This is a genomic window from Rhizobium sp. RHZ01 (genome assembly GCF_014851595.1).
Taxonomy (GTDB): domain Bacteria; phylum Pseudomonadota; class Alphaproteobacteria; order Rhizobiales; family Rhizobiaceae; genus Rhizobium; species Rhizobium altiplani.
Genome location: NZ_JACUZZ010000010.1, coordinates 1 through 15111, shown reverse-complemented (window position 1 = coordinate 15111; position 15111 = coordinate 1). Strand labels below are relative to the sequence as shown.

The window sequence follows — 15111 nt, the reverse complement described above, 5'->3', positions numbered from 1 at the left end:
GAGACTTGAACATGGCTTTGCAGGACCCTGTCGTCATTGTCGGAACGGCGCGCACGCCGATCGGCGGCTTCCAAGGCGAACTCAAAGGGGCAACGGCGCCCGACCTCGGTGCCACCGCGATCCGCGCGGCACTTCAACGAAGCCGTGTGGAGCTGGATGCCGTCGACGAGGTCGTCTTCGGCTGCGTGCTCCCGGCCGGCCTCGGCCAGGCGCCTGCCCGGCAGGCGGCGATCGGCGCGGGCCTGCCTTTCTCGACCGGTGCAACCACCGTCAACAAGATGTGTGGCTCCGGCATGAAAGCCGTCATGTTGACACATGATCTCCTGGCAGCGGGCAGCGCCACGATCGGCGTCGCCGGCGGCATGGAAAGCATGACCAACGCGCCCTATCTTCTCGATCGTGCCCGTGGCGGTTACAGGCTCGGCCACGGACGCGTCATCGATCATATGTTCCTCGACGGGCTGGAGGATGCTTATGACAAGGGACGTTTGATGGGCACCTTCGCCGAGGACTGCGCCGAAGCTTACCAGTTCACGCGCGAGGCGCAGGACCATTATGCGGTGACATCATTGACCCGAGCGCAAGAGGCGATCCACACCGGCTGCTTCGAGGCCGAGATCACGCCAGTCACGATCGCTGCGGGAAAGAGCGAACAAACGGTCAGCCGGGACGAGCAGCCGGGCAAGGCGAAGATCGACAAGATCCCGCTCCTCAAGCCTGCCTTTCGTGACGGCGGGACCGTGACAGCTGCCAATTCCAGCTCGATTTCCGACGGTGCGGCCGCCCTCGTGCTGATGCGTCGTTCCGAGGCCGAGCGCAAAGGACTGGCACCGCTCGCGACCATTACTGGACACGCCACGCACTCGCAGGCGCCCAATCTCTTTGCTACGGCTCCGATCGGCGCCTTGCAGAAGCTCTCCGATCGCACCGGCTGGCCGCTCGAGACCGTCGATCTCTTCGAGATCAACGAGGCCTTTGCGGTTGTCGCCATGGCTGCGATGCGCGACCTCAGGCTACCAGAGGAAAAGGTTAACGTGCACGGCGGAGCCTGCGCTCTTGGCCACCCGATCGGCGCATCCGGCGCGCGTATCCTGGTCACGTTGCTTGCCGCCCTCAAACGCTACGACCTGAAGCGCGGGATGGCAGCTCTGTGCATTGGCGGCGGCGAAGCGACCGCCGTGGCCATCGAGCGGCACTAGAGCGGACAGCAAGGAGGCAAGCATGGTTCTTTCCGATCTCCAGCAGCAAATTCGCGATCTGGCACGCGATTTTGCCCGCGAGCAACTTGCCCCTGGTGCGGCAGCACGTGACCGGGAACACAGGTTTCCGCGCGAAGAGCTGAGCGAGATGGGCGAACTCGGTCTGCTTGGCATGCTGGTTCCCGAGGAATATGGCGGCTCCAATACCGGAACGCTCGCTTATGCAGCAGCTCTCGAGGAGATCGCTGCAGGCGACGGGCCATGCTCGACCATCATGAGCGTCCACAGTTCGGTCGCATGCGTGCCGATCCTGAAGTTCGGCACCGAGGAGCAAAAGCAGCGTTTCCTGCCGAAGCTTGCCAGCGGCGAATGGATTGGCGGCTTTGCGCTGACGGAGCCGCAAGCAGGTTCGGAAGCGTCCAACCTGCGCAGCCGCGCGCGCCTCGATGGCGATCACTACGTGCTCGACGGCGCCAAGCAATTCATCACGTCGGGCAAGAACGGTCAGATGATCATCGTTTTTGCGGTGACCGATCCGGATGCCGGCAAGAAGGGGATTACCGCCTTCATCGTACCGACCGACACGCCGGGCTACGAAGTCGTCCGCGTCGAGGAAAAGCTTGGCCTGCATTCGACCGACACCTGTCAGATCGCCTTCAGCAGCATGCGCATCCCGGCCGAATTGCGGTTGGGTGCGGAGGGCGAAGGCTACCGGATCGCGCTGGCAAATCTCGAAGGCGGTCGGATCGGCATCGGCGCTCAGGCTGTCGGCATGGCACGCGCCGCTTTTGAGGCAGCGCGCGACTATGCACGCGAACGCACGGCTTTCGGCAAGGCGATCATAGAGCACCAGGCGGTCGCCTTTCGCCTCGCCGATATGGCGACCCAGATCGAAGCGGCGCGCCAACTCGTCTTTCACGCTGCGGCGCTGCGCGACAATGGCCTGCCGTGCCTCTCCGAAGCATCGATGGCCAAGCTCTTCGCGTCCGAGATGGCAGAGCGGGTCTGTTCGGATGCGATCCAAATCCATGGGGGCTACGGTTATATGGCGGACTATCCGGTCGAGCGCATCTATCGGGATGTGCGCATCTGCCAGATTTATGAAGGCACAAGCGACGTGCAGAGAATGGTGATCGCGCGCAATCTATAAGAACAAGAACTGCGGCGTTCCTCTTTGAGGAGAGAAGCGAGCACCGCAGTTGGGAGGGAAATTACGATATGACGGACACAGCTCAACTGAGCCTTCATGTGCCGGAACCTGCCGTCCGGCCGGGCGGCCTACCCGACTTCTCCAACGTGAAGATAGCCAAGGCAGGCGTGGTGCCGCGCCCCGAGGTCGACGTTGCGCCGGAAGAGATCCGCGACCTCGCCTACTCGATCATTCGTGTCCTCAACCGCGAGGGAGAGGCTGTCGGCCCATGGTCGGGCATGCTCTCCGACGAAGAGTTGCTGATCGGCCTGCGCAACATGATGAAGCTTCGCGCTTTCGATGCTCGCATGCTCATGGCACAGCGACAGGGCAAGACGTCCTTCTACATGCAGCATCTCGGCGAGGAAGCCGTCAGTTGCGCCTTCCGTAAGGCGCTTCGCAAGGGCGACATGAACTTCCCGACCTACCGCCAGGCAGGTCTCCTGATCGCCGACGATTATCCGATGGTCGAGATGATGAACCAGATCTTCTCGAACGAAAGCGATCCGTTGCGAGGGCGCCAGCTGCCGATCATGTATTCGTCGAAGGAACACGGCTTTTTCACCATCTCGGGCAACCTCGCCACCCAATATGTCCAGGCGGTCGGCTGGGCCATGGCGTCAGCCATCAAGAACGACAGCAGGATCGCGGCTGCCTGGATCGGTGACGGCTCGACGGCGGAGTCTGATTTTCATTCCGCTCTCGTGTTTGCCTCTACCTACAAAGCCCCGGTCATCCTCAATATCGTCAACAATCAGTGGGCGATTTCGACATTCCAGGGGATCGCCCGCGGCGGCTCCGGCACGTTTGCAGCGCGCGGACTTGGTTTCGGCATTCCGGCCCTGCGCGTCGATGGCAACGACTATCTCGCGGTCTACGCCGTCGCACGTTGGGCAACCGAGCGGGCACGGCGAAACCTCGGACCTACCCTGATCGAATATGTCACCTACCGTGTTGGCGCCCATTCGACCTCTGATGATCCGAGCGCCTATCGGCCAAAGACGGAGTCCGAAGCCTGGCCACTGGGCGATCCGGTGCTCCGCTTGAAAAAGCACCTGATCATCAGGGGCGCATGGTCGGAAGAGCGGCATGTCCAGGCCGAAGCGGAAATCATGGATGAGGTGATTGAAGCCCAGAAGCAGGCCGAGCACCACGGCACGCTGCATGCAGGGGGCAAGCCCTCGGTGCGAGACATTTTCGAAGGCGTCTACGCGGAAATGCCGCCACACATTCGTCGCCAGCGGCAGAAGGCAGGTTTCTGACATGGCCAGGATGACGATGATTGAAGCGGTGCGCAGCGCCATGGACGTTTCGATGGCCCGCGACGACAACGTGGTGGTGTTCGGCGAGGACGTCGGATATTTCGGCGGCGTGTTTCGTTGTACCCAAGGACTGCAGGCGAAGTACGGCAAGACAAGATGCTTCGACGCGCCGATCAGCGAGTCCGGCATTGTCGGCACCGCGATCGGCATGGCGGCCTATGGTCTCAAGCCCTGTGTCGAGATCCAGTTCGCGGACTACATGTATCCGGCCTACGATCAGATCACCCAGGAGGCCGCTCGCATCCGCTATCGCTCGAATGGCGATTTCACATGTCCGATCGTGTTGCGAATGCCCACTGGCGGCGGCATTTTCGGCGGCCAGACTCACAGCCAGAGCCCGGAAGCATTGTTCACACATGTCTGCGGCTTGAAGGTCGTCGTACCCTCCAATCCCTATGACGCGAAGGGGCTGCTCATTTCCTCGATCGAGGATCCGGATCCGGTGATGTTCCTGGAACCGAAGCGGCTCTACAACGGGCCATTTGATGGCCACCACGAGCGTCCGGTCACGCCATGGTCGAAGCACGACCTCGGAGAGGTGCCCGAGGGCCATTACTCGATCCCGATCGGCAAGGCCGACATCCGGCGCTCGGGCTCAGCCGTGACGGTCATCGCCTACGGCACGATGGTGCACGTGGCGCTTGCCGCCGCCGAAGACACGGGCATCGATGCCGAGGTGATCGATCTGCGCAGCCTCTTGCCGCTCGACCTCGATAGCATCGTGCAGTCCGTCAACAAGACCGGGCGCTGCGTCGTTGTCCATGAGGCGACCCTGACGTCAGGGTTTGGCGCAGAGATCGCATCTCTCGTGCAGGAGCACTGCTTCTACCATCTCGAAGCGCCGGTCATGCGCGTTGCCGGCTGGGATACGCCCTATCCGCATGCGCAGGAATGGGACTACTTCCCCGGCCCCGGACGGGTTGGACGGGCGCTTGCCGAAGTCATGGAGGCCTGACACATGGGCGAATTCACGATCAAGATGCCCGATGTCGGCGAAGGTGTGGCGGAAGCCGAGCTTGTTGAATGGCACGTCAAGGCGGGCGACCCGGTCAAGGAGGATATGGTCATCGCCGCCGTCATGACCGACAAGGCGACGGTCGAGATCCCTTCGCCCGTTACGGGGACCGTCGTCTGGTTGGGCGCTGAAGTTGGCGACAAGATCGCCGTCAAGGCCCCGCTTGTCAGGATCGAGACTGGCGATGGCGAGACGACGGGCGACGTGAAGGCACCTCCTGCCGAGGCACCGGCGAAAGCTGCCGACAGTCCACCCCCTGCCGTCGATCCGGACACCCGGCCGGTCACCAAGGCCGCGATTGTGCTTCGCCCCGAGGCTCCGGCGCCGACAGAAAAGCCGCTGGCATCACCATCCGTGCGGCTCTTTGCAAGGGAAAGCGGCGTTGACCTGCGCCAACTCAAGGGATCGGGACCCGCCGGCCGCATTCTTCGCGAGGATGTCGAGCTATTTATCGCGCGCGGCGAAGTGCCGTCCCAACCGGTAACGATCGCCAAACGGACGTCGACCGAGGAGATCAAGCTCACCGGCCTCAGGCGCCGCATCGCCGAAAAGATGTCGTTATCGACCTCTCGCATTCCCCACATCACCTATGTCGAGGAAGTCGACATGACGGCGCTGGAGGAATTGCGGGCCACCATGAACCGCGACCGCAAGCCGGAACAGCCGAAGCTCACTGTCCTGCCGTTCCTGATGCGGGCAATCGTGAGGGCTGTCGCCGAACAACCGAACGTGAACGCGACCTTCGACGACGACAAGGGCATCCTCACCCGGCATGGCGGTGTCCATATCGGCATTGCCGCGCAGACGCCCGCCGGGCTTGTCGTCCCTGTTGTCAAGAACGCGGAGGCGCGTGGCATCTGGGATTGCGCGACCGAAATGGGCCGCCTGGCGGATGCTGCGCGCGCGGGCACCGCAACCCGCGATGAATTAAGCGGTTCGACCATCACCATCAGCTCGCTTGGGGCGCTTGGCGGCATCGTCTCGACGCCTGTCATCAACCACCCGGAGGTCGCGATCGTTGGCGTGAACAAGATCGCTGTGCGCCCGGCCTGGGACGGCACCCAATTCGTGCCGCGCAAGATGATGAATCTCTCCTCCAGTTTCGACCACCGCATCATCGACGGATGGGATGCCGCCACCTTCGTCCAACGTGTTCGGGTCCTTCTCGAGACGCCCGCCCTTATCTTCATCGAAGGCTAACATCCATGAAAGAGATCGTCTGCAAGCTTCTCGTCATCGGCGCCGGGCCGGGCGGCTATGTCTGCGCCATCAGGGCCGGACAACTCGGCCTCGATACCGTCATCGTCGAGGCGGGCAAGCCCGGCGGCACCTGCCTGAATGTCGGATGTATTCCGTCAAAGGCGCTCATCCATGCGGCCGAGGAGTTCGGAGCCACAAGACAGATGCTTGCTGGCAAGAACGCAATGGGCATTCGTGTCGAGGCTGCTTCGATCGACCTTGCAAGAACCATCGCCTGGAAGGATGGGATCGTCGGTAGACTGAATGGAGGCGTCTCCGCCCTGCTGCAGAAGGCCAGGGTCAAAATCGTTCACGGCCGCGCGGCCTTCCGCGACGGCAAAACCGTGGAGGTCGAAACCGAGGTCGGCACGCAGGTCGTTCGTGCCGAGACGGTGGTGATTGCTACGGGTTCCGAACCTGTGGAACTCGCAGCCCTGCCGTTCAGGGGTCGGGTCATCTCGTCCACGGAGGCGCTCTCGCTGGCCGAATTGCCGAAGAAACTTGTCGTCGTGGGTGGTGGCTATATCGGCCTCGAACTCGGTACGGCATTTGCGAAGCTGGGGTCGGAGGTAACGGTCGTCGAGGCGATGGAGCAGATACTGCCGCAATATGATGCCGATCTCGTGCGGCCGGTTGCACGACGGCTTGGCGAACTTGGCCTTCGGGTCCTGACAGGCGCAAAAGCGAAGGGCCTTTCGGACGACGGCAATGCGCTGGCCGTCGAGACGTCGGACGGCCAGCAACAACTGCTTCCCGCCGACCGCGTGCTGGTGACCGTGGGTCGCCGCCCCAAAGTATCGGGATCGGGTATCGAAGAGCTCGATCTCGATCGTACAGGACCATATCTGCGTATCGACGATCGCTGCCGCACCTCGATGCGGGGCGTCTATGCGATCGGTGATATTACCGGCGAGCCAATGCTGGCCCATCGCGCCATGGCGCAGGGAGAAATGGTTGCGGAGATCGTTGCCGGCAAGCAGCGTGCCTGGGACAAGCGTTGCATCCCGGCGATCTGCTTTACCGATCCGGAAATCGTAACGGCAGGACTTTCGCCGGAGGAGGCGCGCGTCCAAGGCTACGCGATCCGGGTCGGTCAATTCCCGTTCAGCGCAAACGGCCGCGCAATGACGATGGTGTCTGAGGAAGGCTTCGTGCGGGTCGTGGCGCGTGCGGATACCGGTCTCCTTCTTGGCCTGCAGGCCGTCGGTGCGGGTGTCTCAGAACTGTCGGCGAGCTTTGCGCTGGCAATCGAGATGGGCGCACGGCTGGAGGACCTCGCGGGCACGATCCACGCGCATCCGACACGGAGCGAGGCCGTGCAGGAAGCAGCACTGAAGGCGTTGGGGCACGCGCTGCACATCTGATACGATTTTTCCGCAGGAACGGCTTGGGAGGCGCGATATCGGTTTGGCCACGCCGCACAATCTGATAGCAAGCGCGCTCCACCGTCACCGGAGCAGTTGAGATGGCCGCCGCATTGTATCGAGACTACATCGTTGACCTGAAAGCCAGGATCGATGACCTGCACACCAACGCGGAGAGCTATCAGAGCTACGCGCTGACGATGGAACTGTTAGCCCAAAAGAACCTTGTCAGCTACTCCGCAAAAAAAGCGAAGGGGCAAACGGAAGGCGTCTCCTATCGACGCGACTTTACGACGGGGCAAGCTGTCCGGATGCAGCAGGAAAGCGCCTATGCGCTGTTCAGCGGGTTCTTCAATCTTGGCCAGTTTCTGGCCTTCACCGGACAGGGGCGCGAGCAGAATGCCAAACAGTTCGCCGAGCTTCTAACCGATAATTGGCAGTACCCGACCTGTGCGGTGCATTTTGACTACCGTCGGAAGGGACAACCAAAGACGGCGTCCACCCGGATGCACTTTGTTGGATTAAATGGGGAGGCGGAAGCCACATCCTACGAGCAGACGGCTCGAACGGACAGTTTGGTGCTGCGCAGACCTTTTGCATCTGCTCTGTTCTGGGAATGGAAATAACGCGGCCGGGCAGATCGACTTAGCCGCCTCGAATCGAGCCGCGCCAAACCAGTTAGGCATGAAGTCTGATCGACTGCTCGTGGACGGCGCCATCATTGTCCGGCTGCGAATGCGAGAGCCAGTCGATAGCCTTGGAAGCTATCGCTGAAACCGGCTGGGCGAAGGTCGTCAGGTCATACGAGGACCATGAGGCCTGCTCGATATTGTCAAAGCCTGCAATGCACAGCTGGTCTGGCACCGATATCGAAAACTGGTGGCGGGCGGCGTCCATGAACCCGCATGCGAGGAGGTCGGTCGCGCAGAAGACGGCATCCGGGCGCTCCGGGCGCGTCAACATTCGCTGTGCGAGGAGTTTTCCCGCATCGTAACCCGTCCACCCATGACGCTCGACAGAAACCTCCATTCCGAGCGCATTCGCCGCCGCGACGAATCCCCGCTCACGAGCCATCAAGCTTGGTGTTCCGGCTTCCGAGTTGGCAAAAGCCAGCTTCCGGCATCCAGCTCTGACGAAGGCCGTCACCACCTGACCGGCCGCCTCGCGATCATCAAGATTGATCCGCAATGGACCGGGCTGTTCGTCATCGCGATTGATGAGGACAAGCCGCTGTCCGCTTCGCAGACAGAGTTGTGCGATGGATTTGTCCGGCATTCCGGACAGGATGATCGAAGCATCTGCTCGATAGCGGATCGCTTGGCGAAGGGCTTGGTCCACGCTGCCGTCCGAGCGGTCCGTGTTGATCAACATCGCCACCTTGCCGGCATTCTGCAGCAACATTGTCAGTTCGCGTAGCAAAGCAGAACGATTGGGTGTCGCCACGTCGGACACGATGAGGCAAACAATGCCGCTTTCATTGCGCATGAGACCGCGGGCAAGAGCATTTACGTGATAGCCGAGCGTTTCGGCTGCCTCGAGCACCCGTCGCCGGGTCTCGGGTGAGACGCTGGCACCTGGCGTAAACGTCCGCGACACAGCAGATCGCGAAACGCCCGCTCTATCAGCGACTTCCTGCGCACTTACGAACACCTTCTCCGACACGCGTTCCCGTCCCCCACCCACATGAAGTCTGCACATTGCTGAACGGCGCACAAGTCGAGTTTTTGCCTTCCGCCATGAACATCTGGTGACAGCCAGCGCGTTCGGCATTGTCGACGCTACATCCCCAATCGCAACCCCTTCCTCCGTGAAAGCGAGCGCTTCATCTCACTCTGCTGAGTGAGTTCGGCCCGATGGCTACGATCGGCGAGGCGTACGACGTCGCGGATGCGCTCGATATCGCCAGTCTGATTGAGCCCAGCCCGCCTCAGCTGCTCCGCAAGATCCGACGGATTGGCGCGGCCGAAGCGTTTTTCGATCGCACTCGCCGTCTCAGTTGCCTCGTCGAGCGCCTTGGAGCCCTCGATCGTTGCCTTTAGCTGTGCAACGAACGCCCCCTTTTCCGCGTAAGGCAAATCATCGAGCTTCCGAAGCAGCGCCTCGGCATGGTTGCTGAGACCAGGCACGTCGATCACATCCTCCTTTTCTCGCCTCCATTGCTCGGAGCTGCATTCCGCCTTAAAACGGCGTTGCCAAGTCTTTCCGGATTGTTCGACACGAAACGCAAGCGCGTTGACGAGGCCAAGTGCCTGTCGGCGCTCGGCGTTCTCTCCGAATGTTCCTGTCCTTCCGACGAGAGTGCCGAGTGTCTCCGGTGTGGAGCGAAGCTGTTTCCCGAGTTCAGCAGGGTCTACGTTTCCTTCGACAATGCGGCCCCGCAACCCGTCAATGACGGCATGTGCGTTGGAGTATATCCCTCGGGCAAGCAACTTCGCAGATTCCCAATCGCGTTCAAATACCGGCATCGCTTTCAAGCGTGCGACGTCATCCACGCTGTTCTCATACTTCGCGATTGCCGGGATTAGCACCGGACGATCATGACCGTGGTCAAGCCTCTCAGGGCGGACGCCGCCTTCACACACATTATGACCAGTCAGCGACGGCGTTTCGTGCGTGGGCGCGACAGTGTGCCCAGCCGGAACGGACCGCTCCTCCTTCTCGGCCTCACCGCCCTTGCCATGGTGATCACCTATGCCGCGTCGGCCGGCAACCGATGGGGCATAGTCGAGCGTGGTCTCCTTGGCCCCTGACCTGCTGAGTGTCTCACTCAAGGACCGCACCGTCTTGAACTCGTCCAACCCCGCATAAAGCTGCGCCTTCTCACGATGACGGGTCATTGCGACGTAGGCCAGATGTCGGTCCATGGTCCTCGATGCCAGAACGAAACTGCAATCCACCGTCGACCCTTGGGTCTTGTGGATTGTTGTCGCGTAGCCGTGATCAAACGCCTGATAACTATTCACCGGCATGGTCACGCAGCGTTGGCCATTTGCCGCCTGTGCGCTTCCATCAAGCCGGACTTGTATTGCGTCCGGCGCGACACATATCACTTCACCCAACATGCCGTTCTTGACGCCGAGGTCGCGATCATTTTCCAGAAAAACAATCCGATCGCACCGGGCGAAGGCGCGTATCCCGTTGTTCGTCCTGTAAGTGAGTTCATGACCCTGAACGTCCGATCCTTTAGCGCCTTTCGCAAGGCCACCACGCTCCTGTAATGCTGCCCGTATTCCAGCATTGATCGAAGCCACGTCCTTGCGACTGTGCGCCATCGCAATGCGTGTAGCATCAGGGTTTGCCGATCGGTCAGCAACATAATCCGCAATGATCGCCTTCAAAGCATCCTCGCGGCTTGCCTTGAGATGAAGATTTCCGTGTGCGTTGTAGGCTGACAGCCCAGCAGCGGTCCGGTGAGAGGCAAAGTCGATTGAGGCCCGCTTTTGCCAATCCGATCTTTGCCTGCGAACTTCAGAAAGCTGCGCATGTCCGACCACTTTTGCGATTGCTCGAAACGGCGCTCCTGCTCCAATCGCCTGGAGCTGTTCATGGTCTCCGACAAGGACGAGTTTTGCTCCAGCCTCTCTGATCTCCTCGACGAAGCGCGCAAGCTGCCGGCTTCCAATCATTCCGGCTTCGTCGATGACGAACACATCCCTCGATTTGGGGCGACTGCGACCGGCCTGCCAACTGTATTCCCAGGACGCAAGAGTACGGCTCACTATGCCTGACGATTCCTCCAATCCTTCCGCCGCCTTGCCGGCAAGCGCTGCCCCGTGAACACGATAGCCCTGAGCCTCCCAGGCCTGCCGAGCGGCTGCCAGCATCGTGCTCTTGCCAGCACCGGCCATGCCGAGCACCACTGCGATCTGACCAGGCGCGGTGACATGTTCGATCGCACGACGCTGTTCGCCCGACAGGCCCTGCCCCGATGATGCACCGCTCGCCTTGATCAGCCGGTCCTGATCGAAAATCGCTTTTTCAACGTGCCGCTTCGAGACCCAGTGCTTTTGACGTCCTTTCATTGCCACCACCGAGGTTGCCATCGCACCCTCGACCGCAACCATCTCCATCGTCGAATAGCGTGCCTCTCCGCTGCCGCCGCGATCCGCTGTTTCAGGTTTCAGTTCGACCAGTGCCTTGGACGACATGACTGATGCAAAGGCATTCTGGAATGTCTGCGGATCATCATTGATGTAGCGGTGCAGGGCCCGGGCAATGTCGTAACGGTTGAAGACACTCTTCTCGTTGGTGATAAGCTTCAGAATCTCTTCGGGACGCCGGCGAATGGTTTCTGCATTTCGATCGGCCGATTGCGGAGCGATGCGGGCACGCGAGACTTGCCCACCTTGGCGATCTATCTGGGTCGCGTGAACACCGACATGTTCGGTCGGCTCGATCGTCAGCCCAGCCTCCAGGTGCGAGCGGTGGTCAATGCGAACATCGACGCTTGCTTTCGCAAGATGCCGATTGGCGAGGTGCTCCCAGGCTTGCCGGAGCTCCTGCAGCTGCAACTGCGACGGGAGCATATGGTTGGCGAGAAGCCATCGGTTCTCTCGCTCAAGCAGCGTCTTATCGCCAAGGCCACACTCTTTCACCTCTCGGGTCGTCATCATCAGATGCGCGTGGCAGTTGCGCAGATCGCTTTTGACGTCGGGCTGATGGATTGCGAAATCGACGGCCGCGCTATAGCGATTGGCGAGATGCTGGGCGAGCGCACGGGTCAAAGCCACGCGCTGATCTGGATTGAGCTCGTGCGGCAGCGCGATCTCGAATTCCCGAGCGATACGCGCGTCGCTTCGCTTCTCCGCACGCTCGGCGGCGTTCCACAAGACCGATCGCTTCATTGCCCAATCAGCCGACACTTCAGCGGGCAATACGATCTCGGCATGCTCCACACCCTTTTTGTTGGTGAAGTCATGGGTCATCCCGTCGCGCTCATTGGTGAGCCGCGCCGCGGCACGATAGGCGGCGGAGGCGACAGCACTGCGCCCGCCACTGCGAGCGATAGCCTTCATGCTGAGATGGTAGATCGCCATAGTCCTCCTTTTCCCGCGGGGTCTGCCGGCCCGCGCACTGAGTTGCCCCGCAACTCGTAAGTGCGCCCTTGTGCCCTCGTCGGCTTGCCTCCTCCGGCCCTGGTGGGAGCATGCAGGCGATGCCCGCGACCAGTGTCTCCGCTGCCACTTGCATGCATCTACCCGCAGATTTGCGAGTTGCCGGAATGCAAGGGTTCGGTGAGCCTCATGGCCGCGCATTCATCGCGGACGACACCTTGCCGGACATGCGCTTCAACAACGTTCAAAGGGGAGACAGCAGACGTGGCACGCAAATCGATCGGCGAACGGCTGGCGCAGCTGGAAGCGCAGCGAAAGACACTGCAGATCCGCCTCAGCAAGCAGGAGCGCAGCATCGACACCCGGCGCAAGGTGCTGATCGGCGCCCTCATCCTGCATCGGCTGACCAACCGTGATGTGCAGATATCGGGAGGGCTCGCCACGTGGCTCAGATCCGAACTGCCGAAGTTCCTGGTCCGGGACGCCGACCGGCAACTGTTTGACGACCTGCTAACGGTGCAGACGCCGACCTCGGGCACCCAGACCGTTGACAGGGAGGTCGGCCAATGACCCAGTTTGCTCTCGTCAAACGCGCTGTGGCAAACATGATGCGCATGGCGGCGCGCGACCCGTTATGGGCGATCGTTGCAATGATCACGTTTCCGTTCCGGTACGCGAAGTCGTTCGCCATGCATGCGATGAGCTATGTATCGATCATCCTGATCGTCTCAATCGGGATCGACTATCTGACCTGGCGCCTTCCCGGCAGCAGCGAAGGAGGCATCCTCGTCCTTGTCGGCAACTGCCTGTTTTTCCTGTTTGCTCTGGCGTTGCTCCTGCGGATGCTGTCGGCTCCCCTGATCACGCATTTTGGAATGGCAAGTGACGACACGCATGGTTCGGCGCGCCTGGCCAGCAAAACGGAAATCAAACCGCTGACGCGATCACCTGATGGCCTGCTGATCGGCCGCGCGCCTGGCTCGGGCCGGCTTCTTCGCTATGACGGACCGGCCCATCTCATCACGATGGCACCGACCCGCAGTGGCAAAGGTGTCGGGACGATCATCCCGAACCTGTTGACGGCAGATCGTTCGATCATCTGCGTCGATCCGAAAGGCGAGAATGCAAGGGTAGCGGGCGATGCACGGCTCCGCTTCGGACCGGTCCATATCCTCGATCCGTTCGGCATTACCGGCAAGCCATCGGCTGCCTTCAATCCTCTCAGCGGCTTTGACGCTGACAGTATCGATGTCGCCGAGGACGCGGCCACGCTTGCCGATGCGCTCGTGTTCGACGAGCCAGGCCTTGCGGGCGACGCTCACTGGAACGAGGAAGCCAAGGCCCTGATTGCGGGACTGCTCCTCCATGTCGTTGCAACCCAGCCCGACGACAGGCGCACGCTGACGATGCTGAGGCACATGCTGACGCTGGCACCAGACGCGTTCCGCATCCTGCTCGACGAGATGCAGGACAGTGATGCGGTCAATGGGCTGATCGCGCGTGCGGCCAACCGGCATCTTGGCAAGTCCGATCGCGAGGCAAGCGGCGTGCTTTCGGCCGCCCAGCGGCACACGCATTTCCTCGACAGCCCGCGCATGACCAACGTGCTATCGCGCTCGGATTTCCGGTTTGGCGATCTGAAGTCAGAAAAGGCAACCGTCTTTCTGGTGTTGCCGCCGGACAGGCTTGCGGCCTATTCGCGCTGGCTGCGCCTGGTGATCTCCCAGAGCCTGATCGAGATGGCGCGCACGCCACCTTCGTCACGTTCATCGGCGTCAGTTTCATCGGCGCCACCCGTCCTATATCTTCTCGACGAGTTTGCAGCCCTTGGCCATCTGGCACCGATCGAACGGGCCATGGGGCTGATGGCAGGGTATGGCGTGCAGCTCTGGCCAATCGTCCAGGACATTCATCAGCTACGCGCCACCTATGGCCAGCGCGCCGGCACGTTCTTATCGAATGCCGGCGTGTTGCAGGTCTTCGGGGTCAATGATCATGACAGTGCCCGGCTGGTCTCCGATCTGCTCGGTGAGGAGACTGTCGTGTTCAATACACTTGCGCGCGCACTCGATTCCGAAAAGACCGGTCTCTCATTTGCCGAGCAGCATGTCGCACGCCCGCTTCTGACACCCGATGAGGTCCGCAACCTGCCCGCCAGTGTCGAGATCCTGTTCATCGCCGGACAACGGCCGATCGCTGCCGGAAAGCTCAGATACTACGCGGACCCTGAATTTGCGGGACTGTTCGAAGGGCCGCAAACTTGAGATGCCGGGTGCTCTCCAGCGCACCATTTCTTCGTTACACTCCAAGTCCGAGACGTCAGTATCTTGGCCAAGCCGCGAGCAGCGGTCATCGCCCGCGAATTTAATCAGAAGTCCTGGAAATCTTGCGCTGACCAAAGAACGCACTGAACAAGTAAATGGGAAGGACCCCGCTCGGATTGGGCGGGGTCCTGCTTTCCATTCGGCATCCTCAGGCGTGAAAGGGCGGCTCACGCCGCCCCCTCGTCTGCGAACCGTGGTTGCAAATGGTGCAGGTAATCGACGGCACGCTGCGCCTGTGAAGCGGCCGTGAAGATCGCGCGCCTGTCACCGCTAAGCAGTGTCAGTTATCCGCAGCAGCCCATAATGTGAAGGAATGCGACCAGATTGGCTGAAGGCCAGGGTTTCTGACCACATTCCTCCGCATTATTTCAGAGCGTGTCGAGCCAGGCGAGAACGCTCGCATCG

At 61.2% G+C, this 15111-nt stretch carries 11 protein-coding genes and 1 pseudogene; 9 read left to right on the top strand and 3 right to left on the bottom strand.

Going from position 1 to position 15111, the window contains the following annotated elements; translation table 11 throughout:
• Positions 1-11: 11 nt before the first annotated feature.
• The 7 genes from IB248_RS12535 to IB248_RS12505 all read left to right on the top strand — a co-directional run bounded on the left by IB248_RS12535 (position 12) and on the right by IB248_RS12505 (position 7954).
• A complete protein-coding gene (locus IB248_RS12535; protein WP_169683320.1) occupies positions 12-1199 on the top strand; it encodes an acetyl-CoA C-acyltransferase in 1188 nt (395 codons plus the stop codon).
• Between the two features lie 22 nt (positions 1200-1221).
• Positions 1222-2349, top strand: coding sequence for an acyl-CoA dehydrogenase family protein (locus IB248_RS12530; RefSeq protein WP_018857999.1), 1128 nt, complete (start codon positions 1222-1224; stop codon positions 2347-2349).
• A gap of 68 nt (positions 2350-2417) precedes the next feature.
• The gene (locus IB248_RS12525; protein WP_018857998.1) at positions 2418-3650 is read left to right on the top strand and encodes a thiamine pyrophosphate-dependent enzyme; all 1233 of its coding nucleotides are present in this window, start codon (positions 2418-2420) and stop codon (positions 3648-3650) included.
• 1 nt (position 3651) lies between these two features.
• Positions 3652-4665, top strand: a complete 1014-nt coding sequence (locus IB248_RS12520; RefSeq protein ID WP_192240944.1) for an alpha-ketoacid dehydrogenase subunit beta — start codon at positions 3652-3654, stop codon at positions 4663-4665.
• 3 nt (positions 4666-4668) lie between these two features.
• Entirely contained in the window at positions 4669-5925 is a 1257-nt protein-coding gene (locus tag IB248_RS12515) for a dihydrolipoamide acetyltransferase family protein (RefSeq protein ID WP_018857996.1), read from the top strand.
• 5 nt (positions 5926-5930) lie between these two features.
• Positions 5931-7328 (top strand): dihydrolipoyl dehydrogenase, encoded by a 1398-nt coding sequence (gene lpdA / locus IB248_RS12510; protein WP_192240943.1) that lies wholly within the window; start codon positions 5931-5933, stop codon positions 7326-7328.
• A gap of 101 nt (positions 7329-7429) precedes the next feature.
• Positions 7430-7954, top strand: a complete 525-nt coding sequence (locus IB248_RS12505) for a hypothetical protein (protein WP_192240942.1) — start codon at positions 7430-7432, stop codon at positions 7952-7954.
• 52 nt (positions 7955-8006) lie between these two features.
• On the opposite strand, the gene IB248_RS12500 is transcribed toward IB248_RS12505, so the two are convergent.
• Together IB248_RS12500 and traA are read right to left on the bottom strand one after the other, a co-directional pair.
• Positions 8007-8990, bottom strand: coding sequence for a substrate-binding domain-containing protein (locus IB248_RS12500; RefSeq protein WP_192240941.1), 984 nt, complete (start codon positions 8988-8990; stop codon positions 8007-8009).
• A 116-nt stretch (positions 8991-9106) separates the two neighbouring features.
• Positions 9107-12364 (bottom strand): Ti-type conjugative transfer relaxase TraA, encoded by a 3258-nt coding sequence (gene traA, locus IB248_RS12495; RefSeq protein WP_192240940.1) that lies wholly within the window; start codon positions 12362-12364, stop codon positions 9107-9109.
• 282 nt (positions 12365-12646) lie between these two features.
• Between traA and IB248_RS12490 the strand changes: the two genes are divergently transcribed.
• Together IB248_RS12490 and IB248_RS12485 are read left to right on the top strand one after the other, a co-directional pair.
• Positions 12647-12952 carry a mobilization protein gene (locus IB248_RS12490; RefSeq protein WP_192240939.1) on the top strand — a complete coding sequence of 102 codons (306 nt, stop codon included), beginning with the start codon at positions 12647-12649 and terminating at the stop codon, positions 12950-12952.
• Positions 12949-14646, top strand: coding sequence for a type IV secretory system conjugative DNA transfer family protein (locus IB248_RS12485; RefSeq protein WP_192240938.1), 1698 nt, complete (start codon positions 12949-12951; stop codon positions 14644-14646). Before IB248_RS12490 ends, IB248_RS12485 begins: the two co-directional genes overlap by 4 nt.
• 227 nt (positions 14647-14873) lie before the next feature.
• Here IB248_RS12485 and IB248_RS31690 read toward each other — a convergent pair.
• Positions 14874-14972 (bottom strand): annotated as a pseudogene (locus tag IB248_RS31690) (antirestriction protein); the annotation flags it as partial.
• Between the last annotated feature and the right edge of the window lie 139 nt (positions 14973-15111).

Coding starts and splice junctions, on each gene's coding strand:
- IB248_RS12535 (WP_169683320.1), top strand. CDS start 12: ATGGCTTTGCAGGACCCTGTCGTCATTGTCGGAACGGCGCGCACGCCG.
- IB248_RS12530 (WP_018857999.1), top strand. CDS start 1,222: ATGGTTCTTTCCGATCTCCAGCAGCAAATTCGCGATCTGGCACGCGAT.
- IB248_RS12525 (WP_018857998.1), top strand. CDS start 2,418: ATGACGGACACAGCTCAACTGAGCCTTCATGTGCCGGAACCTGCCGTC.
- IB248_RS12520 (WP_192240944.1), top strand. CDS start 3,652: ATGGCCAGGATGACGATGATTGAAGCGGTGCGCAGCGCCATGGACGTT.
- IB248_RS12515 (WP_018857996.1), top strand. CDS start 4,669: ATGGGCGAATTCACGATCAAGATGCCCGATGTCGGCGAAGGTGTGGCG.
- lpdA (WP_192240943.1), top strand. CDS start 5,931: ATGAAAGAGATCGTCTGCAAGCTTCTCGTCATCGGCGCCGGGCCGGGC.
- IB248_RS12505 (WP_192240942.1), top strand. CDS start 7,430: ATGGCCGCCGCATTGTATCGAGACTACATCGTTGACCTGAAAGCCAGG.
- traA (WP_192240940.1), bottom strand. CDS start 12,364: ATGGCGATCTACCATCTCAGCATGAAGGCTATCGCTCGCAGTGGCGGG.
- IB248_RS12485 (WP_192240938.1), top strand. CDS start 12,949: ATGACCCAGTTTGCTCTCGTCAAACGCGCTGTGGCAAACATGATGCGC.